Annotated in this window: 20 protein-coding genes; 12 read left to right on the forward strand and 8 right to left on the reverse strand. The window is 72.9% G+C overall.

What is annotated here, in order from left to right:
- Positions 1-10 precede the first annotated feature (10 nt).
- Complete coding sequence (locus tag ACFZDK_RS48145) at positions 11-1,033, forward strand: TolB-like translocation protein (protein ID WP_390983541.1); 1,023 nt, start codon at positions 11-13, stop codon at positions 1,031-1,033.
- Between the two features lie 493 nt (positions 1,034-1,526).
- Complete coding sequence (locus tag ACFZDK_RS48150; RefSeq protein ID WP_390983543.1) at positions 1,527-2,795, forward strand: MFS transporter; 1,269 nt, start codon at positions 1,527-1,529, stop codon at positions 2,793-2,795.
- Between the two features lie 38 nt (positions 2,796-2,833).
- On the opposite strand, the gene ACFZDK_RS48155 is transcribed toward ACFZDK_RS48150, so the two are convergent.
- The 3 genes from ACFZDK_RS48155 to lnt all read right to left on the reverse strand — a co-directional run bounded on the left by ACFZDK_RS48155 (position 2,834) and on the right by lnt (position 5,950).
- On the reverse strand, positions 2,834-3,769 hold the full coding sequence (locus ACFZDK_RS48155; protein ID WP_390983743.1) for an SDR family NAD(P)-dependent oxidoreductase: 936 nt from the start codon (positions 3,767-3,769) through the stop codon (positions 2,834-2,836).
- A 20-nt stretch (positions 3,770-3,789) separates the two neighbouring features.
- On the reverse strand, positions 3,790-4,269 hold the full coding sequence (locus ACFZDK_RS48160) for an NUDIX domain-containing protein (protein WP_390983546.1): 480 nt from the start codon (positions 4,267-4,269) through the stop codon (positions 3,790-3,792).
- Positions 4,270-4,336: 67 nt separating this feature from the next.
- Entirely contained in the window at positions 4,337-5,950 is a 1,614-nt protein-coding gene (gene lnt / locus ACFZDK_RS48165) for an apolipoprotein N-acyltransferase (protein WP_390983549.1), read from the reverse strand.
- 185 nt (positions 5,951-6,135) lie between these two features.
- Here lnt and ACFZDK_RS48170 point away from each other — a divergent pair, with 185 nt between their 5' ends.
- Positions 6,136-7,164, forward strand: a complete 1,029-nt coding sequence (locus ACFZDK_RS48170) for an O-antigen ligase family protein (RefSeq protein WP_390983552.1) — start codon at positions 6,136-6,138, stop codon at positions 7,162-7,164.
- A 73-nt stretch (positions 7,165-7,237) separates the two neighbouring features.
- On the opposite strand, the gene ACFZDK_RS48175 is transcribed toward ACFZDK_RS48170, so the two are convergent.
- A complete protein-coding gene (locus tag ACFZDK_RS48175; protein ID WP_390983555.1) occupies positions 7,238-7,795 on the reverse strand; it encodes a hypothetical protein in 558 nt (185 codons plus the stop codon).
- Positions 7,796-7,884: 89 nt separating this feature from the next.
- Positions 7,885-8,676, reverse strand: coding sequence for an aspartate/glutamate racemase family protein (locus tag ACFZDK_RS48180; protein ID WP_390983558.1), 792 nt, complete (start codon positions 8,674-8,676; stop codon positions 7,885-7,887).
- Between the two features lie 57 nt (positions 8,677-8,733).
- Between ACFZDK_RS48180 and ACFZDK_RS48185 the strand changes: the two genes are divergently transcribed.
- Positions 8,734-9,909, forward strand: coding sequence for a glycosyltransferase (locus ACFZDK_RS48185; RefSeq protein ID WP_390983561.1), 1,176 nt, complete (start codon positions 8,734-8,736; stop codon positions 9,907-9,909).
- 13 nt (positions 9,910-9,922) lie between these two features.
- Here ACFZDK_RS48185 and ACFZDK_RS48190 read toward each other — a convergent pair whose 3' ends face one another.
- A complete protein-coding gene (locus ACFZDK_RS48190; protein WP_390983746.1) occupies positions 9,923-11,263 on the reverse strand; it encodes a TerD family protein in 1,341 nt (446 codons plus the stop codon).
- Positions 11,264-11,542: 279 nt separating this feature from the next.
- Here ACFZDK_RS48190 and ACFZDK_RS48195 point away from each other — a divergent pair, with 279 nt between their 5' ends.
- The 4 genes from ACFZDK_RS48195 to ACFZDK_RS48210 all read left to right on the forward strand — a co-directional run bounded on the left by ACFZDK_RS48195 (position 11,543) and on the right by ACFZDK_RS48210 (position 16,510).
- Entirely contained in the window at positions 11,543-12,001 is a 459-nt protein-coding gene (locus ACFZDK_RS48195; RefSeq protein ID WP_390983563.1) for a DUF6643 family protein, read from the forward strand.
- Between the two features lie 43 nt (positions 12,002-12,044).
- Complete coding sequence (locus ACFZDK_RS48200) at positions 12,045-12,869, forward strand: MOSC N-terminal beta barrel domain-containing protein (protein ID WP_390983565.1); 825 nt, start codon at positions 12,045-12,047, stop codon at positions 12,867-12,869.
- Between the two features lie 487 nt (positions 12,870-13,356).
- On the forward strand, positions 13,357-13,962 hold the full coding sequence (locus ACFZDK_RS48205) for a hypothetical protein (protein ID WP_390983567.1): 606 nt from the start codon (positions 13,357-13,359) through the stop codon (positions 13,960-13,962).
- Positions 13,963-14,083: 121 nt separating this feature from the next.
- Positions 14,084-16,510 carry a right-handed parallel beta-helix repeat-containing protein gene (locus ACFZDK_RS48210; RefSeq protein ID WP_390983571.1) on the forward strand — a complete coding sequence of 809 codons (2,427 nt, stop codon included), beginning with the start codon at positions 14,084-14,086 and terminating at the stop codon, positions 16,508-16,510.
- Here the strand turns inward: ACFZDK_RS48210 and ACFZDK_RS48215 are convergent, their stop codons facing one another.
- Positions 16,511-18,769 carry a hypothetical protein gene (locus ACFZDK_RS48215; RefSeq protein ID WP_390983748.1) on the reverse strand — a complete coding sequence of 753 codons (2,259 nt, stop codon included), beginning with the start codon at positions 18,767-18,769 and terminating at the stop codon, positions 16,511-16,513.
- Between the two features lie 562 nt (positions 18,770-19,331).
- Between ACFZDK_RS48215 and ACFZDK_RS48220 the strand changes: the two genes are divergently transcribed.
- Positions 19,332-20,150, forward strand: a complete 819-nt coding sequence (locus ACFZDK_RS48220; protein WP_355721689.1) for a DeoR/GlpR family DNA-binding transcription regulator — start codon at positions 19,332-19,334, stop codon at positions 20,148-20,150.
- 88 nt (positions 20,151-20,238) lie between these two features.
- Positions 20,239-20,709 (forward strand): SRPBCC family protein, encoded by a 471-nt coding sequence (locus ACFZDK_RS48225; RefSeq protein WP_390983573.1) that lies wholly within the window; start codon positions 20,239-20,241, stop codon positions 20,707-20,709.
- Between the two features lie 4 nt (positions 20,710-20,713).
- Here ACFZDK_RS48225 and ACFZDK_RS48230 read toward each other — a convergent pair whose 3' ends face one another.
- Positions 20,714-21,838, reverse strand: a complete 1,125-nt coding sequence (locus ACFZDK_RS48230) for a pyridoxal-phosphate dependent enzyme (RefSeq protein WP_390983576.1) — start codon at positions 21,836-21,838, stop codon at positions 20,714-20,716.
- 358 nt (positions 21,839-22,196) lie between these two features.
- On the opposite strand from ACFZDK_RS48230, the gene ACFZDK_RS48235 reads away from it, so the two are divergent.
- Both ACFZDK_RS48235 and ACFZDK_RS48240 read left to right on the forward strand, forming a co-directional pair.
- Positions 22,197-22,520, forward strand: coding sequence for a hypothetical protein (locus ACFZDK_RS48235; protein ID WP_390983578.1), 324 nt, complete (start codon positions 22,197-22,199; stop codon positions 22,518-22,520).
- A gap of 183 nt (positions 22,521-22,703) precedes the next feature.
- Positions 22,704-23,312: an ATP-binding protein gene (locus ACFZDK_RS48240; protein WP_390983581.1), complete on the forward strand. Its 609-nt coding sequence runs from the start codon at positions 22,704-22,706 to the stop codon at positions 23,310-23,312.
- Positions 23,313-23,328 lie beyond the last annotated feature (16 nt).

Consider the following 23,328-nt stretch of genomic DNA (forward strand, 5'->3'; position numbering starts at 1 on the left):
AGGGAACCAGATGACTTCCATGCGCCGCCGTCTGCTCGTCCTCCTCGCGGCGGTCCTGGTGCTCGCGGGCGTGGGCACCGGCGTGGTCCTGCACGCCGCGGACCGCGCGGACCGGGCGAACCAGCCGCACGCGGGCGACCCCACGGTCAGCGCGGGCAGGCTGACGCTCGGCCAGAAGAGCCGCCTGATGTTCGTCAACGCGGCCGCCGGCCCGCACCGCACCGCGGTCGCCTCGGTCCCGTCGGCCGACCCCGGGGGCAGCCGGACCGCCTCCGGCCTGAAGTGCGTCCGCTTCTACGCGGCGGCCGGGACCGGGGTCTGCCTGCAGTCCAACCCCGGTGTCCTCAAGCAGAGCAACCAGGCACTGCTCCTCGACGCCGACCTGCGCACCAAGCGCGCCTTCCCGCTCGCGGGCACCCCCAGCCGGGCCCGGGTCTCGCCCAGCGGCCGCTTCGTCGCCTGGACCGTCTTCGTCTCCGGCGAGTCCTACTCGTCCGCCTTCTTCTCCACCCGGACCTCGGTCCTGGACACCCGCACCATGAAGCTGACGCCCAGCCTGGAGACCTTCGCCATCACCAAGGACGGCACGTCCTACCACGCCTCGGACGTCAACTTCTGGGGCGTCACCTTCGCCGCCGACGACGACACCTTCTACGCCACCCTCAACACCGCCAACAAGACCTACCTGGTGCGGGGTTCGCTGTCCCGGCGCACGGTCACCACCCTCGTCGAGAACGTGGAGTGCCCCTCGCTCTCCCCCGACGGGACCCGGGTCGCCTTCAAGAAGCGGGTGCTGTCCCGCACCGACCTCTGGCACGAGTACGTCCTCGACCTGAAGACCCTCCGCGAGACACCGCTCGCCGAACGCCACAGCGTCGACGACCAGGCCACCTGGCTCGACGACCACACCGTCGCCTACGCGCTCCCCGCCGACGGCGACGTCAAGAGCACCGACCTGTGGTCCGTCCCCGCCGACGGCACCGGAAAGCCCCATCTGCTGATCGCGGGCGCGTCCTCCCCGGCGCCGCTGTAGGCCGGGACGGCGCGGCGCGGCCGCCCGCGCCGGCCACCGCCACCCGCCTTTGCGGCATTTACGACAGCTGATGATCTCCGCACGTATTCCGCCCCACTGGGCCACTCCACGGAGCAGCGCCCGAATTGAAGGGTTGGGCACCAATAACGGCGTTCAGGACGGAGAACGCCATAACTCCGTTCCCCGGAAGACGCCCAGGCCGGATACGTCACACCCGCCGGGAGAGCGCTATAGTGCAGCCGTCAACTGCCCGTGCTCGCACGCCAGTCCCCCACCCTTCCTCAGAGCGGAGGCCAGGTGTCCCACGTGCGCGTCGTGACGGGCAGGGACACGACTCGGCACGCCACGGACTGTCCTGAACAACCATCACGACAACCCGCCGCGGCGTAGTTCAATTTCCGCACCCGCATTTCCGGTGCGGGTAAACGGGCAACCGCTATCTCCCCCCACCCCTCTCGCAGTATCTCCCCCTCACCGAAAGTCTCCCTCTTTCGTGGCCATCACCGTGCACGAGAACCGGCCCGCGGGCCGGCATGCCGCCGTTCCGTCCGGCAGTCTCTTTCGGCGAATCTATGCTCCGCGCGTGAGTGACGCGCTGGCCTTTTCGATGGCTACGTACGCGATGCCGCTTCTGGTGCTCACCATCACCAGTTCCGCGTCCTTGACGGGCCTGGCGTTCGCGGTGGAGTGGACTCCGCGGATCGCGGCGTTCGTCCTCGCCGGCAAGGTGGTGGACCGCCGGGGCGCGGCGGTCGTCTGCTTCATCGCCTCGCTCGCCCGGGCCACGGTGGTGGCGGTCTCGGCGGTCGCCCTGACGATGCTGCCGAGGGGCACCGCCGAGACGGCGGTGATGCTGGTGCTGGCAGCCGTCACCGGCACCCTCTCCCAGTTCGGATTCGTCGCCAACGAGGCGGTCGGCGCGATCGTCACCCGGCGGGACCAGGCGCGGCCGCACGGGATCCAGGCGGTCCTCGTCGGCATCGACCAGACCGCCGCGGTGGGCGGTCCGCTGCTCGCGGGCTTCCTGCTGCTGGCGGGACCGGAGTGGATGCTCGGATGCCTCAGCGCGATCTCCTTGTTCGCCGCCGTGCTCGGCCTGCAGACCCCGCCGACCCCGTTGCGGGTCGTCCGTGCCGACGCCGCCGGAAAGGACCGCGCGCTGCGCCTCGGCCTGCGGACGCTGCTGAAACTGCCCGCCCTGAGCTGGCTGGTGGCCGGATTGGCCTGTTCCAACCTCGCCCTCGGTCTGCTCCAGTCCGCCAGCCCGGTGATCGTGGTGGAGACGTTCGGCCGCTCCGCCGCCGACGTCGGCACCATGTGGTCCGCCGCCGCCGTGGCGACCCTGCTGGCCATCACCTGCTGCCGGCTCGTGCTGAGCCGCCTCGACCTCTGGGCGGTGGGCGTGGTCTCCGCGACGCTCGCCTCCGCCGCGTGCCTGGCCGTCGCCGAGGCTCCGTCCTACCCCTCGTACACCGTCCTGGTGGCGATCTTCATGGCCGGGGACGGCGGCCTCACGGTCGTGTTGCGCACGGTGCGCTCGCTGATCATCCCGCCCACCGCACTCGGTGCCACGCTCTCCCTGACCATGCTCCTCCTGCTGCTGCCCTTCCCGGCGGCAGGCGTCCTCGTCGCGCTCACTCCGCCCTCGCACCTCGGCAGGGTCGTCCTGGTCTGCGCTCTCGTCCAGGCTCTCGCTCTGCTCGCCACGTTCGTCAGGCTCCGCAACAACGACACCCTGCGCATGGTCGCCACCCGGCGGTGACGAACGGGCTCCCCCGGCCGTCGGGCCCCGATCCCGGATCAGCCGCGCCCCGGAAGGGCCCCCAACCGGTGCAGGCGCAGCGCCAGTTGGACCTCCAGGACCCGTGCCGGGCTCTGCCAGTCGTCGCCGAGGAGGCGGGCGACGCGCTCCAGGCGCTGGGCGACCGTGTTCACATGGACATGGAGTTCGTCCTTCGTGCGGACCGGGCTCATCCCCGAGGCGAAGTACGCGTCGAGGGTGTCCAGGAGTTCCGTGCCGCGCCGCTCGTCGTAGGCGACGACGGGGCCGATGGTGCGTGTGACGAACCCGGCGACGTCCCGTTCGCCGGCGAGGAGCAGACCGAGGAAGCCGAAGTCATCGGCGGCGGCGCCGTCCCCGCCGCGGCCGAGGAGGTTCAGCGCGTCGAGGCAGCGGCGGGCCTCGGCGTAGGGTCGGCGAGCTGCTTCTCGACGAGCGGGGTGCGCGGAGGCGCGCAGCCCATGGACGGAGGACATGTTCACGATCCGCCCCCAGCCCTGCTCGTACATATGGGGCAGGGCGCCCCGGATGAGCCGGAACGGAGCCTCCGGCATCACCGTCAGCACGGTGTGGAAGACGTCCGGCGGGAACTCCTCGATGGGGCGGACGAGTTGGATGCCCGCGTTGTTGACGAGGACGTCGGTGCCGGCGGCGGCCCGCTCGGCCGCGTCCAGGTCGGTGAGGTCCAAGACGTACGGCTCGACGGCTCCGCCCGCCGCGCCCGGGGTCCGCCCGGCCGCGTCCACGAGCTCGGCCAGCCCCGCCGCGTCCCGGTCCACGGCTCCGACCCGCGCCCCGGCGGCCGCGAGACGCAGGGCGCAGGCGCGGCCGATGCCGCCGGCGGCGCCGGTGACGAGGGCGGTGCGACCGCGGAGGTCGAGGGCGGTGGCATACGAGCCGGGAGGGCGCTGGGCGAGCTCATGATCCGACCCTGGGCGGGCCTCCCCCGGGCCCACATAGGGGCAGCCCACATACTTCAGCTGAAGACGGTAGCGTCGAACCACGTGGGTGCGTCCGACAGGGCCTGCTTGATCCGGAAGACCCCGAACTCGTTGAGCTCCGGCAGGGCGTCCACGTCGAACCAGGCCACCTCCAGCGACTCGTCGTCGTTGACCCGGGCTTCGCCGCCGACGGCCCGGCAGCGGAAGGTGATGTCCATGTACTGGCAGACATCGCCGTTCGGGTAGGTGACGGGGTTCAGTGCCTGGACGAGGACCACCCGCTCGGCGACGCACCGCACCGCGGTCTCCTCGAAGACCTCCCGCACGGCGCAGGCCGCGGGCTGCTCCCCCGGCTCCGGGATGCCGCCGATGACCGACCACCTGCGGGTGTCCGTACGGCGGCCCAGGAGCACTCTGCCCTCGTCGTCGAAGACGATGGCGGTGATCCCGGGCAGCCACAGCAGCTGGTGGCCGGCGGAGGCCCGGATCTCGCGGATGAAGTCAGGAGTAGCCATGGGGCGACCCTAACGGCCCGGTTCCCCGGGCCCCGCCGAAGCCGCGGGGCGTACGGCGGGCGTACGGCTACGCGTCACCGGCGCGGCGGGCGCGCACCCCGGCCCCGATCGCCCAGCCGACGCCGCTCGCGGCGACCAGCAGCAGCGCGATCTCGGGCAGGATGCCCAGCTTGGTCGCGGGCGTCTCGGAGGTGCGCAGCGGCACCTTCTGGACCAGGTAGGCGGGCACGAACATGCCGGTCTTCTGGGTGATCCTCCCGTCCGGCATGATGATCGCGCTGACGCCGCTGGTCACCGGCACGGTCACGGTCCGGCTGTGTTCGACCGCGCGGATGCGGGACATGGCGAGCTGCTGGTAGGTCATCTCGCTGCGGTCGAAGGTGGCGTTGTTGCTCGGCACGGAGATCATCTCGGCGCCGTGGGTGACGGTGTCCCGCACGTCCCAGTCGAAGGCGGCCTCGTAGCAGGTGGCGAGGCCGACCTTGGTGCCGTCGATGTCGAAGACACCGGGCTTGGTGCCCCGGCTGAAGTCCTGGCGGACCATGCTGGTCCAGTTCTTGTTGATCGCGCCGACCAGCCCGCGCAGCGGGAGGTACTCGCCGAAGGGCTGGATCTGCCGCTTGTCGTAGGTCGCCGTCGGACCCTTGACCGGGTCCCACAGGATCTGCTCGTTGAGCAGCTTGCCGTCCCGTTCCACGACCCCGCCGACCGAGATGGGCACGCCCATCGCCTGGGAGGCCTCGTCGATCACGGCGGCCGCGCCGGCGTCGGCGAACGGGTCGACGTCGGAGGAGTTCTCCGGCCACAGCACGAAGTCGGGCTTGGCGACCTTGCCCGCCTTGACGTCGGCGGCGAGCTTGAGCGTCTCCTTGACGTGGTAGTCGAGCACGGCCTGCCGCTGGGAGGCGAAGTCGAGGCCGGCGCGCGGCACGTTGCCCTGGATCACCGCGACGGTGACCGAGCCGTCCTCCGCCTTGTCGCTCACCAGCGCCCGCGCGGCGACGGCGCCGACCACGGGGACGGCCACGCTCAGCAGGGCCACGGCCGCCGCCCCGCGCCGGAGCTCCCGCGTCCGGCGCCCCTCGACGACGAGGCGCCCGGCCTCGTACAGGCCGAATCCGCACAGCACGACCGCGAAGCCGAGCACCGGGGTGCCGCCCAGCGCGGCGAGCGGCAGGAAGACGCCGTCCGCCTGGCCGAAGGCGATCTTGCCCCAGGGGAAGCCGCGGAAGGGCACGCGCGCGCGTGCCGCCTCGCCGGCGACCCATATCGCGGCCGCCCACACCGGCCAGGCCGGCAGCTTGGAGACGGCGGCGACGCCCACACCGACCAGGGCGATGAAGATCGCCTCGATGGCCACCAGCGCGAGCCACGGCCCGGGGCCGACCTCGACACCGGTCCACACCAGCAGGGGCAGCAGGAAGCCGAGTCCGAAGACATAGCCGAGGCCGAGGGCCGCCTTCCGGCTCCGGCCGCGCAGCACCCACCCGAAGCCGGCGAAGGCGGGCACGGCCAGCCACCACAGGGGGCGGGGCGGGAAGCTGACGTACAGCAGCACTCCGCTGAGCGCGGAGGCGGCGGCCGGGACCAGGCGGCGGAGCAGCGCGAGGCCGCGCGCGCGGGGCGTGGGACGCGGTGTGAGCTGGTCCGACTGGTCGACGGAAGTTGCGGTGACGGTCACTCGGGGAGTGTACGGCGGTGGACCTTGCGGCCGACAGCACGGTCTCGGCATGCAGGAATCCCATCGTTCCCGCTCAAGTCGTCCACAAAGCGGGCATCGGCGGTTACGGTGTGCCGAGGCGGGCGGCGGGGCCTGCCTACAGGTCGGGGGACCGGGCACGGGGGGCGACGGTGGGGTCGACCGGGATGACGTCTGCTGCCGGCACGGACGCGGACAGCGACAGACGAAACGTTTCTGATGCGGTGGGCGTCGTGGTGCTCGCGGCCTGCGCCGTGTGGCCGCTGATTTCCGCTGCCGGGCGCGACGGACGGCCCGAGGGCGTACTGCTGGCGGTGCTCGCGGTGGCCGCGGGCTATGCGGCGGGCCGGATGGCCGGATCACTGCTGCCGGTGGCCGCACTGTGTGTCGGTGCGCTGGCCGGGTTCGGACTCGCGGTGGCGATGCCCCAGGTGGCCCCCGGCCCCCAGTTCACGGATCCGCTCGGCCATGCCGGTGCGGTCGCGGCGCTGCTGGCGCTCGCGACGGGTGGCGTGTGCTGCGCCGCGTGGGCGACCCCCGTTCCGGCGCTGCGCTTCGCGCTGCGGACGCTGGCCGCCGGGATCGCGGTGGCCGGGGTGGCCATGGGCTCGGCGGCCGGGTGCGCCGCGAGCGCCGCCGTACTGCTGTGCTCCCTGGCCGCGGGCCGGATGCGGCACCGGGGCCCGGGTATCGCCGGACTGGCCCTGGCGGCCGCGCTGGTGACCGGGACGGTGTGGGCGGTGGCCGCGGAGGTACTGCCCGCCGGCCTCACCTCCGCTCTCGAAGGCCCCCTCGGCTCGCACCGCGTCCAGCTGTGGCGGGATGCCCTGCACCTCGCCCGCCGGAACACCGCCGCCGGCGTCGGACCCGGGCGCTTCGGCGAGCTGAGCGGCGGCGCGTCCGACGCGCTGCTGCCCGACGGCAAGCCGCACTCCGCGCCGCTCCAGCAGGCCGCCGAACAGGGGCTGGTCGGCGTTCTCCTACTCGTCACCGCGTTCTGCTGGCTCCTGTACGCCCTGTGGCGCTCGCCCCGCTCCACACCGGTCGCCCTCACCGCGGGCGCGGCCCTGACGGCACTCGCCGTGATCGCGGCGGTCGGCAACGCGCTGAGCTTCACCACGGTGTCGGTGGGCGCGGGCCTGCTGGCGGGTCTGGCGACGGCGCGACCGTGGATCGCGGGTGTCCCACGGAGCTGAGTCGCGGGGATCCCACGCAGCTGAGAGGTGTCTTCCCCGCACATGTGGTCGGGCCACACGCCTGCGGTCTGCCTCAGTGGGCCGTGCCCGGGGTGATGGTCCGCAGGCGTTCCCTGATGGCCCGGACCGCCGACTCGGCGTTGTCCACGGTGATCGTGAAGGTGTGGCCGTCCCACAGGCGCAGGACGATGCCCTCGCCGCGGCGGACGACGACGGCCGTGCCCTTCTCGGGCCGCCAGCGGTAGCCCCAGCCGCCCCAGTGGCGCGGGGTGATCTGCGGGGTGAAGTCGGCGCCGACCACATGGGAGAGCGGAATACGGCGGCGCGGTACTCCTATGTGGCCGCAGCGGACCTCGAGGCACTCCTTGTCGAGCCTCAGGTCGACGTGCACGAAGGCGAGGGTGCCGAAGAGGACCAGCAGTCCGGCGGCGATGCAGCCCACCACGGACATCACCAGCGGGGCGACGCCCGCGGACCAGGCGGAGTCCACGGCCAGCTCGATGCCGAGCGCCATACAGGCCGCACCGACCAGCGCCAGCAACCACTGGACCCGGTTCGTCGCGCGCCCGGTCCAGACGTCCGGGTGCGGGGCGTCCTCGTCCGGGGAGCGGTCGTGGGGGTGGTCCCTCATGTCTACGAGATTACTCAGGTTTCGCTGCGCGGGTACCGCGTCGCGGAGGGTGACTGCTCACATCGGTTGAATCCCCGGCCCCGGAGGGTTCACTGGGACGCGGCGGGAGTGACCGCGCGCAGCAGCCGGCCCTCGGCGTAGGTCAGCGCGGCCTCGGGCAGCTCGCCCTCCCGGCCGTTGAGCAGCACGGTCACCGTGCCGGTGGCCGGTGCCTCGGGGGCGGGCCGCGCGCCGATCCGGCGCAGCGCCTGGGCGGCCACCGCTCCGGCGGAGCCGTGCAGGGCGAGGGGGGCGGCACCGGGGCGCTGCACGGCGGCGCGGATACGTTCCGCCAGGAACTCGTAGTGGGTGCAACCCAGCACGACGGTCGTGACCTCGTCCGGCGTGAGTTCGGCCGCCGCGCTCACCGCGGTGTCGATGGCCGCCCGGTCGGCGTGCTCCACGGCCTCGGCGAGACCCCAGCAGGGCACCTCGGTGACCGGCACACCGCCCGCGAAGTCCCTGATGAGGCCCCGCTGGTACGCACTGCCCGTGGTGGCGGGGGTCGCCCAGATCGCGACATGGCCGCCGCCGGCCGCGGCCGGCTTGATGGCCGGGACCGTGCCGATGACCGGGATCCCGGGCTCCAGATGGGCGCGCAGCGCGGGCAGGGAGTGCACGGTCGCCGTGTTGCAGCCGACGATCAGCGCGTCGGGACGGCGGGCGGCCGCGGCCTCGGCGACGGCCAGGGCGCGCTCGGTGACGCCCTCCGGGGTGCGCGGCCCCCAGGGCATGCCCTCGGGGTCGAAGGAGAGGACGAGATCCGCGTCGGGGCGCAGCCGCCGTACCGCTGCGGCGGCCGCCAGCAGGCCGATTCCGGAGTCGATGAGCGCGATCTTCACCCGGCCACGATAGACGATGGGCCCTTGGGGACCGGCCCCGTGGGGCAGACTGCGCGGGTGAGCGCCATCGCGTGGACCGCCGCCGTATCCCTCGCCGCCTGGCTGTGGCTGCTGCTCTGCCAGGGCTTCTTCTGGCGCACCGACGTCCGGCTGCCGCCCCGGCGGGATCCCGGGGAGTGGCCGGACGTGTGCGTGGTGGTCCCGGCCCGGGACGAGGCCGCCGTACTGCCCCTGAGTCTGCCGTCGTTGCTGGCGCAGGACTATCCGGGGCACGCCGAGGTCTTCCTGGTCGACGACGGCAGTACGGACGGCACCGGGGAACTGGCCCGGGAGCTGGCCGCGCGCCACGGCGGGCTGCCGCTGACCGTGGACTCGCCCGGTGAGCCGCCGGCGGGCTGGACGGGCAAGCTGTGGGCGGTCCGGCACGGCATCGCCCTGGCACGCGCGCGTGAGCCCGAGTTCCTGCTGCTGACCGACGCGGACATCGCGCACGAGCCGGACAGTCTGCGGCTGCTGGTGGCGGCGGCGCGCACCGGGGACTTCGACGTGGTCTCGCAGATGGCCCGGCTGCGGGTGGAGAGCCGGTGGGAACGGCTCGTGGTGCCCGCCTTCGTGTACTTCTTCGCCCAGCTGTACCCGTTCCGCCGGATCGGGCGGAAGGGATCGCGGACGGCGGCAGCGGCGGGCGGCTGCGTCCTGCTGCGCGCCGCCACGGCGGACCGGGCACGGATCCCGGACGCGATCCGGCACGCCGTGATCGACGACGTGGCGCTGGCCCGCGCGGTGAAGGGCGCCGGAGGCCACATCTGGCTGGGGCTCGCCGACCGCGTGGACAGTGTGCGTCCCTATCCGAGGCTGCACGACCTGTGGCGGATGGTCTCCCGCAGCGCGTACGCGCAGCTGCGGCACAATCCACTGCTGCTCCTCGGTACGGTCGCCGGTCTGGCTGTGGTGTACCTGGTGCCCCCGGCCGCGGTACTGGCGGGCGCGGTCACCGGCAGCGCGGCGACGGCGTTCGTCGGTGCGGCGGCCTGGCTGGTGATGGCCGCGACCTACGTGCCGATGCTCCGTTACTACCGGCAGCCGCTGTGGCTCGCGCCCCTGCTGCCGTTCACCGCGTTCCTCTATCTCCTGATGACGGTCGACTCGGCGGTGCAGCACTACCGGGGGCGCGGCGCGGCCTGGAAGGGTCGTACGTACGCGCGCCCCGGCACGGTCGCCGACGAGGGCTGACCGCCGGCCGCGGTCACTTGCGGCCGGGCGTCCAGTTCATGCCCCACCCGTAGGCGCGGTCGACGGTCCGCTGCGGGCTCACCCCGCGCTCCGGCACCAGATAGCGCGCCTCGCGTTGGACCACGAGGTCGCCGCCGGTGTTGGTGAGCAGGGCGAGCGCGCACACGGTCGAGGGGATCGTGCACTCGTCCAGGGAGAAGTCGATCGGGGCGCCGTGCTGCGGCTGGAGGGTGACCGTGGCGTGCAGGTCGGCGAAGGACGAGGCGCCCTGGTAGATCGTCACGAAGACCAGGATGCGCCGGAAGTCCTGTTTGTGATCGAGATTGACGGTGAGGTTCTCCCCGCTCGACACGGCGCCCGTGCGGTCGTCGCCGTCGAGATGGATGTACGGGGGCCGGTTCACGGAGCCGAAGGCGTTGCCCAGCGCCTGGACGACGCCCTTGCGGCCGTCGGCGAGTTCGTACAGGGCGCACAGGTCGAGGTCGAGGTCGGACCCGCCGCGCCGGCCGCCCCGTCCCGGGAGCTGTTTACGGACCTGCCAGTTGAGGTTGACCCGCAGGGAGCCCGAGGTGCCGCCCTGTTTGGCCAGCGAGACGGAGGGCGCCGCCTTGGTGAGCGTCACCTTGGACAGGCGCACGGGCGTGGGCGGCGGCGGGACGGGCAGGCCCGCCGAGGTGGGCGCCGCGTGCTGCGGGAAGGGGAGACCACCGGTCGGCGGCGCAGGCGGAGGGGCCGGGGCATGCGCGGGCGCCTGGGGGACGACGGGGGGCACGGCCGGCGGGACGGTGCGCGGCACGGGCGGCGGCGCCTGGTGCTGCGGCTCGTCCACCGTGATCCCGAAGTCGGTGGCGAGTCCTTCGAGCCCGCTGCTGTAGCCCTGCCCCACGGCACGGAACTTCCAGCCGCCCTGGCGCCGGTACAACTCACCGAGCACGAAAGCGGTTTCCACCGTGGCGCCGGTGCTGTCGAATCGAGCGACGACCCTTCCGTCCACCCCTTCCCGGACCTCGATATAGAGGTCGGGAACCTGCCCGAAGGTGCCGCCGTCGGCGGAGGCCGCGAGGACGATCTTCTCGATCGGGGTCTCCACGCGCGCGAGGTCGACGGAAAGGGTGTCGGTGACCCGGTCACCGGACCGCCGCTTGCCCTCGTGCCGGACCGCGCCCGAGGCGTGTGCGGGCTGGTTGTAGAAGACGAAGTCGTCGTCGGAGCGCACTTTCCCGGCGACCAGGAGCAGCGCCGAGGCGTCCGCGTCGGGGATCCCCGGACCGGAGCGCCAGCCCAATTCCACGCGCAGCGCCGTGGTCGGCACCGGCGCATTCGATCCTTTCGGCATTGACATGTCCGCCCCCATCATGTGTCGGCATGCCGGGCGCGCCCCGGCGGTCCCAGATCATCCCTACCCGCACAACCTATTCCCGGGGACAGCGAACACCCACGAGCGGCACAGGAAGAGCCCTGGCCAACTGCCGGTAACCAGGGTGGAACTCGGCCTTTACACGATCAGAACGCTGATTGCCGTCCTTTTTTGCCGAGTTCGCTCGGATTGGGGATCCGACGTCACTGCCGACACGGAAAACAACCCTCTTATCGGTCTCCCCAACCAGCACATCGTGGGCTTAACTTATGTGCCATGACCTCCCCCCGCTCCACCTATGGCGGCGGCTACTACTCCGCCTCCTTCCCGGACACCCCGATCTACGACTCCCTCGTGGCCGAACGGGGCACCCCGCAGATCGCCCCGATCCGGGTCCCTCCCGCCTACGACACGCCGAGCAGCCTGAACCTGCCCGCGCTGCCGTCGGCACTGCCCGCCCTGCCCGCGGGTCCCTCCCAGCCGGCCCCGGGTTACGGCTACCCCCAGCAGATGCAGCAGCCCGCACCGCTGCAGCAGGCGCCCTCGGCGTACATCCCCCAGCAGGCGACGGGCCCGCGCGGCTACCCCGCGCAGCAGCCGCCGCAGCAGCCCCGTCCGATGATGGGCGGCACTGGTTACGAGGCGATGCGCCCGGCGGCTCCGCGCCCCGCGCAGTCGGCTCCGTACCAGGACCCGTACAACAACCAGCAACAGCAGCAGTACCGCGGCTACTGATCGGCGGCCCCCGGATGTCCGTGCGGCCTGGCACGATGGCGTCATGGGGCTTGCCGAACTGCAGTCGATCCACGTTCACCCGGTCAAGGCGCTCCGGGGGTTCTCGCCCCGGGAGGCCGTCGTGGAGCCCTGGGGGCTGGCCGGTGACCGACGCTGGGTTCTGATCGACGACGGGGGAAAGGTCGTCACCCAGCGCGAACAGCCGCGCCTCGCGCTGGCCGCCGCCGAGCCGCAGCCCGGTGGCGGTGTGAGCCTGTCCGCGCCCGGTCGCGCGCCCCTGGTGGTGCCGGTCCCGCACCCGGCGGCCACCGTGCCGGTGGACATCTTCGGCACGAAGGTGGAGGCCGTCCTGGCGGCGGAGGCCGCGCACACCTGGTGCGCCGACTTTCTGCGGACCGACGTCCGCCTCGCATACATGGACGATCCCGCCACCCGCCGCCCGATCGACCCGGACCACGCGCTGCCGGGCGAGACCGTGAGCTTCGCCGACGGCTATCCCCTGCTGCTCACCACGCAGGCCTCGCTCGACGCCCTCAACTCCCTCATCGCGCTCGGCGATCACGCCGACGAGGGCCCCCTGCCCATGAACCGTTTCCGGCCGAACGTGGTCGTGCGGGGCACCGATGCCTGGGCCGAGGACGACTGGACGCGCGTCGCCGTCGGCGAGGTCGAGTTCCGGGTGGCGAAGATGTGCGGGCGGTGCGTCGTGACCACGACCGACCAGGCCACCGCCGAGCGCGGCCGAGAGCCGCTGCGGACGCTGGCCCGGCACCGCAGATTCGGCAACCGCCTGGTCTTCGGCCAGAACCTGGTCCCCTGCTCCCCGGGCACGATCCGGGTCGGCGACCCGGTACGCGTCCTCGGCTGAGCCCCCGGCCGAGCCGTCCGAGCGCGCCGCCCAGGTCGACACCGGCGGCACCGGCCGCACCGCGATGCTCGCCGCCCCTCGCTCGTCGCCCCGGCTCCACGCCCGGACCGTCCACCTCCCCGGCGTCGAGCGATCCGCCCCACGCCCGGACCGACCGCCGCCGCCCGAACCGTCTCCGCCCGAACCGCCGCCACCCGAACCACCTCCGCCGGATCCGCCTCCGTCCGTTCCACCTCGGGCCCTGACCGTCTCCGCCCGGGCGATCCCCCCTCCCCGGCCCCGCCTCCACCCGGCCCCCGGCCTCGTCCCACCCGGCCGAGCGATCTCCGTCTCCCGGCGGGAACCCAAGCCCGCGGCCCGGTCGTTGGGAGTCGTGAGAAGTTCATGAAAGTCCCGGCCGGGGGTGATTTCGCTCTCTCTTCGGTCGGGGTCGCGGGTGAACGGCCCGGGCGGGGGTTATCACGGAGCGGGAAGGGGGTGGTGGACGGTGCGAGTGATCCGCGGCCTGTGGCGCTGGCGGCGCAATCCGCTGCGCCGCGCGACGGACCTGGCCGAGGCCTGGGTGGCCCTGGGGGCACTGCTGCTGATCGTGGTGGCCGCGCCCGTGCTCGGCTCGCTCGTGGGCGCCGTCGCCGAGGACGCCCTCCAGCAGTCGGTCCGGCAGCAGCACCACGACCGGCATCTCGTCACGGCGACGGTCGTCCGGAAGCTGGGCGGCTCCCCGGTGGAGCCCGACCCGGACGCCACCAGCGCCCACGACACCCGCAGCCGCGTCCTCGCCGACTGGATGGCGCCGGACGGCACCCGGCAGCACGGTCCGGTCCTCACGGCCCTCAAGTCCCCGCACAAGGGCGACCACTTCGGCGTCTGGACGGATGTGCACGGCGCCGTGACGGCCCGCCCGCTGGACTCCGTGACGGCGACGACGCACGCCGTGCTGGCCGGGTTCGGCGCGGCCCTGCTCACGGCGGGGCTGGTCGAGGGCGGCAGACGGATGATCGTCTGGCGTATGGTCCGTCGCAGATACGCCCGGTGGGACCAGGCCTGGGACCGGGCGGGTCCGGACTGGGGCAAGGCCGGTACGGGCAGCTGACCACCTTTCCGCCTCTGGTCATTCCACCACCTCGGCGCACGCTACGGTGGACCGGCCGAAGTGCATTCGGTATCGACCCGCGCGAGCGATCCGTACGACGAGGTGGGGGCACGGCAACGCCATGGCACAGGGCACGGTCCAGGTGACGCACACCGGCACATCGCGGTGGCGGCGCCGCACGGGTGAGTACGCGTCGCTCGCCGCCGCCCTGGAGGCCGCCGCGGACGGTGACGTCCTCACGGTCGCCCCCGGCACCTACCGGGAGAACCTCGTCGTCCAGCGCGCGGTGACGCTGCGCGGCCCCGAGGGTTCGCCCGGTTCGGTGCGGATCGCGCCCGTGGACGGGGTGCCGCTGACCGTGCGGGCCTCCGCCGTCGTACAGGACCTGCATGTCGAGGGCCAGGACGCGGCCGCGCCGGCGCTGCTCGTCGAGGAGGGCGCGCCCGAGCTGCTGGACGTGCGGATCGTCACCCGGTCCGCGGCCGGCATCGAGGTGCGCGGCGGAGCACGGCCGACCGTGCGCCGGTGCACCGTGGACAACCCGGCCGGCATCGGGATCGCCGTACTCGACGGCGGTGGCGGGGTGTTCGAGGAGTGCGAGGTCGTGGCGGCCGGTCAGGCGGGCGTGGCGGTGCGCGGCGGCGGCCGTCCGCGCCTGGAGCGCTGCCGGGTGCACCATGCCTCGGGCACGGGGCTGACCGCGACCGGGGAGAACTCCTCGCTGGAAGCGGTGGGTTGCGAGATCTACGAGGTGCGGGGCTCCGGTGTGCAGGTCACCGCGCGGGCCACGGCGCACCTCACCGACTGCGATGTGCACCGCACCACCGCCGACGGGGTCACCCTCGACACCGACGCGGTGCTCACCCTCGCCGACTGCCGGATCCACGACATCCCGGAGAACGCGGTCGACCTGCGCTCGCGTTCGGTGCTGACGCTGACCCGGACGACGGTGCGTCAGTTCGGGCGCAACGGCCTGTCGGTGTGGGACCCGGGTACCCGGGTGGACGCCAACCAGTGCGAGATCTTCGACAGCACCGGCGACTACCCGGCGGTCTGGGTGAGCGACGGCGCCACCGCCGTCCTGGAGTCCTGCCGGGTGCACGACGTGCCGGACGCGCTGTTCGTACTGGACCGCGGCTCGCGCGCGGACGTCGTCGACAGCGATCTCTCCCAGGTGCGCAACACGGCGGTGTCGGTGAGCGACGGGGCGACCGCGCAGCTCGACGACTGCCGGATCCGGGACGCGGCCACCGGGGCCTGGTTCCGTGACCACGGCAGCGGCGGCACCCTCAGCAACTGCACGGTGGACGGCACCCAGACCGGAGTGATCGTCACCAAGGGCGCCGACCCCACCATCGAGCGCTGCACGGTGGACTCCCCCGCGGAGGCGGGTTTCTACGTCTCGGCGGGCGGCCGGGGCTCCTTCCTGAACTGCCGGGTCACCGGCAGCGCGGGCTACGGCTTCCATGTGATCGACGGCAGCCGTTCGACGCTGCGCAAGTGCCGCACGGAGCGGTGCGCGCGCGGGGGTTACGAGTTCGCGGACGGCGGCCCGGGCACCGGCCCGGTGGTGGAGGACTGCACCAGCGACGAGAGCGGCAGCCTGCGCCGGCCCGCGGCGCCCGAACCGGCCGTGCAGACCGCGCACCAGTCCCCCGGTCTGCTGGGCGCGATCCCCGGCCAGCGCACCACCGAGCAGGAACCCCTCCTCACCCCGGCCGCGCCCGAGGAGCCGGCCCGCACCTCCAAGGCCGTCCTCGGTGAACTCGACGCGCTGGTCGGTCTGGACAGCGTCAAGCGCGAGGTCCGTGCGCTGACCGACATGATCGAGGTCGGCCGGCGCCGCCAGCAGGCCGGTCTCAAGGCCGCCTCGGTCAAGCGGCACCTGGTGTTCACGGGCTCCCCGGGCACCGGCAAGACGACCGTCGCCCGGCTCTACGGCGAGATCCTCGCCTCCCTCGGGGTGCTGGAGAAGGGGCATCTGGTCGAGGTGTCCCGGGTCGACCTGGTCGGCGAGCACATCGGCTCCACGGCGATCCGCACCCAGGAGGCCTTCCAGCGGGCGCACGGCGGTGTGCTGTTCATCGACGAGGCGTACGCGCTGTCCCCGGAGGACGCCGGCCGTGACTTCGGCAAGGAGGCCATCGACACGCTGGTGAAGCTGATGGAGGACCACCGGGACGCGGTGGTGGTGATCGTCGCGGGCTACACCGAGGAGATGGAGCGCTTCCTTTCGGTCAACCCCGGTGTGGCGTCCCGTTTCTCCCGGACCATCACCTTCACCGACTACGGCCCGGACGAACTGCTGAGGATCGTGGAGCAGCAGGCCGACGAGCACGAGTACCGGCTGGCGCCGGGCGCGTCCGAGGGCCTGGTGAAGTACTTCACGGCGATCCCGAAGGGCCCGGCGTTCGGCAACGGCCGTACCGCCCGGCAGACCTTCGAGGCGATGGTCGAGCGGCATGCGAGCCGGGTCGCCCAGCTCGCCGACCCGACCACCGACGACCTCACCCTGCTCTACGCCGAGGACCTCCCGGAACTCGCCTGATCACTCCGCTCGGTCCACCGGCTGGGCGGCCGGCCGCTGCCCGGGCAGTTCCGGGCGCAGCCGGGCCAGCAGCCGTTCCCGCTCCTCGGCGAAGACCGGGTCCGCCTGGTAGTCGGAGTGACCCAGGATCGGGGCGGGCAGCGGATGGCCCGGGGTACGGCCGTAGGCGAGCGGGTCCTTCAGGGGTGTGTGGTCGACCTCCGGGCCGTCGCCGTCGGGGATGCGCACCGGCCCGCCGATGGGGTCGGTGAGCCGGTAGAGGTTGTGCCAGCAGGCGACCTCGCGGTGCAGGGAGCCGAGTTCGGCCGGGCCGAAGTGCGCGGGGAACCAGCGGCCGTACAGCCGCTCCAGCGGGGAGCCGTACGTCAGCAGGGCGACCCGCCTGCGCACGGACGGGGTCAGCTGCCAGGCCGCGGCGGCCGCGAGGACGCTGCCCTGGGAGTGGCCGGAGATGACCAGCCGGCCGCCGGTACGGCGGGTCCAGGTGTCCATGCGCCAGGTCAGGTCGGGCACCGCGCGCTCGGCGTAGCAGGGCGGGGCGAAGGGGTGGGCGGCGCGCGGCCAGAAGGTGCCGACGTCCCAGAGGATGCCGATGGTGCGTCGTGCGGAGGCGTCCTTGTAGGCGCGCCGGCCCCAGGTGACGAACAGTATGAAGCCGAGCCCGACCAGCCAGGAGCCGAGCGCCTGCGAGGCCTCGGCCGTGCCGTGTACGAGGGCGTACGTCCCGTCGGCGGCCGCGTCCGGCGTCCTCCCGGTGGCCAGGGCGCCCACCAGCGCCCCGGCGCCCAGCACCAGCGTGGCGGCGCACAGCACGGTCACGACGAGCGGCGCCCGGTCGGTGAGGACGGCCATGGCACGGACCCGGGCGATACGGCGGGTGCGTGCCGTGTCCTCCGGCTCCCCGCGGTGGTCGAGGTCGACGGCCGCCCGCTCGATGCGGCCGAGCCGTGAGGTGCGCCAGGAGAGCCAGGCGACCGCGCCGAGGAGCACCACGAGGACGGGCGGGATCACCGACGCCTGCCAGGTCAGCAGCACCGGTGGCCCGGCGAGGGAGGTTCCGGTGCCGTCCAGCCAGTCGGAGACCCGCTGGGCGACCCCGCCGGAGATCACCCCGCCCAGCGCGCAGGCCAGCAGCGCGACCGCGGGGCCGCCGAGACCGCGCATCGCGGCGCGCCGGTCGGGGAGCCGACGGTGCAGGTCGTGGGCGACGACGCAGAGGACGATCACCAGCACGCCCTGGGCCAGGGCCAGACCGCCGAAGGTCGCGTCCCCGGCGAGCCGCCCGACGGAGTGCCAGCCCGGCCGGGACCAGCCGGCGTACAGCGCGACGAGCACCAGCAGGGCGAGGGCGCCGAGCGGCAGGCGTCGTACCAGACGGCGGTCGAGTTCCTGGTCGAGGAGGTTCTCGCTGCGGCCCCGGCGGCAGACCACCCACACCACGGCGGCGGCCCCGACGACGAGCGCACCGGTGAGCAACCGGCCGACCGTGTCGAGTACGGCGGGTCCGCCGGTCCGGCGGTCGAAGGAGGCCGCCGGGGCGAGGATCGCGGCGGCCACGGTGAGCAGGCCCGCCGCGGTGTGGGCGGCCCGCAGTCGGGCGACCAGCCGCCGCCCGTACCAGAAGCCGGGGCTGCCGAGGGAGGTGTGGCCGGGCTCGGGGTCGACGGCCATCGGCCGGGTGGACTCGTACGCGCTCCAGGTGCGGTGCGAGAGGTACCAGAGCAGGCCGGTCAGGGCGGTGGGCACCAGCGCGGCCAGGACGAGCCGACGGCCGGGGGCGCTCCACCAGCCGCCGGAGCCGGGCGAGAGGAATCCGAGCCAGGAGTGGCGGGCGGCGCAGGCGGCCGTCCCCGCGCACTGCCACGCCGCGAGGTCCAGGGCGACCTCGCAGGCCGCCGCGACCAGCAGCACGGTGAGGGTGAGCCCGGCGAGCCGGACCAGCAGGCCGTAGAACCGCACGGTCCGCGGCCGGTCCTGGGCGGCGGGGCGCATCCAGTGGGCGAGGTTGACCACCATGAACGGCACAAGCAGCAGCCACAGGGCGCGCGAGGCGTTCCCGGAGGTCAGATTGCACCAGACGTACGCCTCCGGCACCGGCCGGTCACGGTAGTCGCCGGGCCGCGCCTCGGCATCGACGTCCTCGGCACGCCGGAAGACTGCCGCCGTGTCGTCGCCGGTGACCCGGACCGTCCGCGCGTCGTCGAGCATCTTCTCCGGCGTGGTCCCGCCGACACCGTGCACCAGCAGTTCCAGGTCGATCTCCGGCCCGCCGGTCCGCCCGGCCGCACCGGCCTTCTCGACGGCGGGCCGCTCGACCGGGTCGATCTGCCCGACCGCGAGCCGCCGACCGGAGTCGCTCTCCCCGGCCGCCGACGGCTCGGCCAGGACGGTCCTCTCGACTGCCAACTGCCCAGCCGGGTCGGTCTTCGTGGCGCCGGGACGGGACGCGGGCGTGGTGGCCGTCTCCGTGGCGGTGGGTGTGGGTCGGTCGGCGGGGTCGCCGAAGGTACGTTCCTGCGCGCGTTCCACTCTTCTCGCACTTCCCCCGTGACGCACCGTTGGTCTCTGTCCGTGCGGGTTTCAGGATCGCCGATTTCGGTGTGACGCACACCACTCGCCACGGAATCTCCTCGTTGTGTGTGACACCCGGTGGAACACGTGGTGACCGAATGACATGTGCGCACCGACACAGGGAGTAGCGCGACCGGTGTGGTCCCGTGAAAGGATGGGGCGCCCGTGCACCGGAGCCGAGCGGAATGTCCTGGTCGGAGCTGGTGCGCAGGGCGTGTCGGGCAGCTGAGGCGAGAGGACCGGAGCGTACGTGAGCGAGAACCAGAACCTCCTCGCGGAGCAGCGCCGCGCCCTGATCCTGGACGAGGTCCGGCGCCGGGGCGGCGTGCGGGTCAACGAGCTGACCCGCAAGCTCGGCGTGTCGGACATGACCGTGCGCCGGGACCTGGACGCCCTGGCCCGGCAGGGCGTGCTGGAGAAGGTGCACGGCGGCGCGGTGCCGGTGGTCGAGGCGAGCACCCACGAGCCGGGGTTCGAGGCCAAGTCGGGGCTGGAGCTGACCGCCAAGGAGGACATCGCCCGGGCCGCCGCCGAGCTGGTCGTGCCGGGGACGGCGATCGCCCTGTCCGGTGGTACGACGACGTACGCGCTGGCTCATCAGCTCCTGGAGGTCCCCGACCTCACCGTGGTGACGAACTCGGTGCGGGTCGCGGACGTCTTCCACGCGGCCCAGCGGGTCTCGGGACAGCGTCAGGGCGCGGCGACCGTCGTCCTCACCGGCGGGGTGCGCACCCCGTCCGACTCGCTCGTGGGCCCGGTGGCCGACCAGGCGATCGCGGCGCTCCACTTCGACCTGCTGTTCCTCGGCGTCCACGGCATATCGGTCGAGGCCGGCCTCTCCACCCCGAACCTCGCGGAGGCGGAGACCAACCGCCGTCTGGTGCAGTCGGCCCGGCGGGTCGTGGTGGTCGCCGACCACACCAAGTGGGGCACGGTGGGCCTGAGTTCGTTCGCCAAGCTGGAGCAGGTCGACACGCTGGTCACCGACGCGGGCCTGCCGGCCGCGGCGCGTGCGGAGATCTCCGAGCATCTGCGCCGGCTGGTGGTGGCGGGCGAGACGGAGGACTGATCGCGGCGGCGGTACAGACATCTGACGGGTCGCCAGTTATCTTGACCGAGCCGGTCAACCACCATCTCGGTCCTGGGGGTTCTCGCCCATGCCGCGCCAACTGCGCCCCGTGGGGCTCGACTTCGTAGAAACCGCGCCCGTACGCCTGGTCTTCGCCCAGCAGATGTCCGCACCGCCCGAAAGGGTCTTCCACGCGCTCAACGACGACGTGCCCGGCTGGGCGGACTGGTTCGCCGCGGTGACGCGCGCCGAGTCCGTCGACGACGGCGCCGGGCGCGACATCCGGCTCAAGGGCGGCGGGTGGTTCCGGGAGACGATCATCGCGGCCAAGGAGGCGGAGGTGTACGCCTACCGGGTGGACCGCACCAACGCGCCCGGTGCGCACGCCGTCGCCGAGGAGTGGCGGCTGGTGCCGTCCGGCGGCGGGACCCGTGTGCAGTGGACCTTCGCCGTGGACGGCACGGCACCCTTCCGCTTCGCGGTCAGGCTGGCGCGTGCGGGACTCGGCCGGGCCTTCCGGGGCGCGGTCACCGAACTGGACCGGCGCCTTTCGCGGTAGCCGCTCAGCCCGGCCAGACGCCCGTCTCCAGCAGCGAGTCGATCGCCGCCGTGTACGGCGCGATGTCCAGGCCCTGCCCGGCGAGCCAGGTGTCCGAGTAGTACTTGTCGAGGTAGCGGTCGCCCGGGTCGCACAGCAGGGTCACCACGCTCCCGTGCCGGCCCTCGGCCACCATCTCGGCGACGATCTTCAGCGCGCTCCACAACCCGGTCCCGGTGGAACCGCCCGCCTTCCGCCCGATCGCCCGCTCCAGCGCCCGTACCGCCGCCACGCTCGCCGCGTCCGGCACCTTCATCATCCGGTCGACGGCCCCCGGCACGAAGCTCGGTTCCATGCGCGGCCGTCCGATGCCCTCGATCCGGGACCCGCAGTCGCAGGTGACGTCCGGATCGCCGGTGGTCCAGCCCTCGAAGAAACAGGAGTTCTCGGGGTCGGCGACACAGATCCGGGTGTCGCGCTGGGTGTAGTGCACATAGCGCGCGAGCGTCGCGGAGGTGCCTCCCGTGCCCGCCGTGGCCACGATCCAGGCCGGTTCCGGGAACCGCTCCAACTCCAGCTGGCGGAAGATGGATTCGGCGATGTTGTTGTTGCCGCGCCAGTCCGTGGCCCGTTCGGCGTAGGTGAACTGGTCCATGTAGTGGCCGCCGGTCTCCACCGCGAGGCGGCCGGACTCCTCGTACATCTTCCGGGAGTCGTCCACGAAGTGGCACTGCCCGCCGTGGAATTCGATGAGCCGGCACTTCTCCGCACTGGTCGTGCGCGGCATGACGGCGATGAAGGGCACGCCGATCAGCTTGGCGAAGTACGCCTCGGAGACGGCCGTCGAGCCGCTGGACGCCTCGATCACGGGGCGGCCCGGCCGGATCCAGCCATTGCAGAGCCCGTAGAGGAAGAGCGAGCGGGCCAGCCGGTGCTTGAGGCTGCCCGTCGGGTGGGTCGACTCGTCCTTGAGGTAGAGGTCGATGCCCCAGGCCTCGGGCAGCGGGAAGCGCAGCAGGTGGGTGTCCGCCGAGCGCTGGGTGTCGGCCTGGACCTTGCGGACGGCCTCTTTGAGCCAGTCGCGGTACGCGGTGTCACTGCGGTCGACGTCGAGGGTGGCGCCGGTCCGGATCTGCGGGGTGGTGGTCACGGCGGGACTCCTTAGGCTGCGCGCCGACGGCGTTCGAACACGGCCGACAGACCGATCATAGACACCTTCCGCACGCTTCTCACCTGCATAAACGCATCTTTGAGCACCTCAAAGGCACCCCTGGGGAACAGTGGCGGGATCCCTTCGGGGGCGCATTGCGGCGAGTGCTCCGAGCGCCCCCTGCCCGGCGGGCCGTGCGCACTGGTGCTCCACGCCGGGGGCGGGCAGACTGCCACCGGACGGGACGAACGTCTCGAACGGGGGCGCACACTGGATCACGACACGAGCCGGGGCACGCCGACCGGAGCCGCAGGCTTTCGGACCGGTGACCGAGGTACTCGAAAAGGGGCGGGGCACAATGGCGGAGCCGGAGTTCACGGCGATGGGCGTGCGGATCGACAAGCGGCTGCGTTCCCTCACCAGGGCCGGGCAGGTCCGGATAAAGGACGGCAGGCTGCAGCTGCTGACGAGTTACGGCAGCGAGATCGACAGCGCGCCCGTGCAGGCGGTGCGGGCCTCCAAGCCGTGGTTCGCGTCGGAGGACCGGGCCCTGGCCGACCTCAACGGCCAGCGCTACTCACTCACTCTGGGTGACCACGATCCGGCACCGGGCGAGCCCGGGCCGCCCGCGGCGCGCCGCTTCATCGAGGCGGTACGGCGGGCCGCGGGGCGTGACCGCTGAACCACGGCGAGTTGCGGGACCGTACGCACTGGGTCACGCTTGTCTCACGTCACTCTGGGTTTACCGGCGATAACGCTGCGAACCAGCCCGCCGGCCACGACAGCAGGCGGCCCCACGGACGGCGGCACCCTGCTGGTTTCGTTCTTCGTGTTCTTCCGGACCTCACGTCGGGGAGTCGCAGTCGTGATCGAACACCCAAGCAGACACTGCTCGGTGGAGCTTCAGGCTTTGCCCTCGCGGATCGGCCAGGTCCGCAGAATCGTATCTGCGCAGTTGCGTTACTGGCGTCTGGACCCGCTCATCGACCGGGCCGCGCTCGGTGTGACGGAGTTGCTCACCAACGTCCACCGGCACGCCCAGCCCGACAAGAACTGCACCGTGGAGATCGAGCTCCAGCTCGACCGCCTCACGGTGTCGGTCCGTGACCACGATCCGCGTCTTCCGGTGGTCGAGGACGGCAAGCAGACCGCGCCGATGGCGACCTGCGGGCGGGGTCTGGCGATGGTGGCCGCGGTCAGCGAGAGCTGGGGCGTACGGCCGCACGACGACGGCAAGGTCGTGTGGTTCACCCTGCCCGCGCCGAAGGCGGCCCGCCCGGCGCGCCGCACGGCCGAGCCGGCAGCCCACCGGATCGTCGGGCCGGAACTCGCGGCCTCGGGCGCGCCCGCTCCCGTACGTACGACGACGCCCGCCCCGACTCCCGCACACGCGACGGCCGGGCCCCCCGCCCCCGCGACGGCAGACGCCCCGGCCCCCGCACACGCTCCCGCCCGCTCGGCTGTCGCCAGTTGAGCGGGCGGTGAGCCTT

Source organism: Streptomyces sp. NPDC007901 (genome assembly GCF_042959465.1).
Taxonomy (GTDB): domain Bacteria; phylum Actinomycetota; class Actinomycetes; order Streptomycetales; family Streptomycetaceae; genus Streptomyces.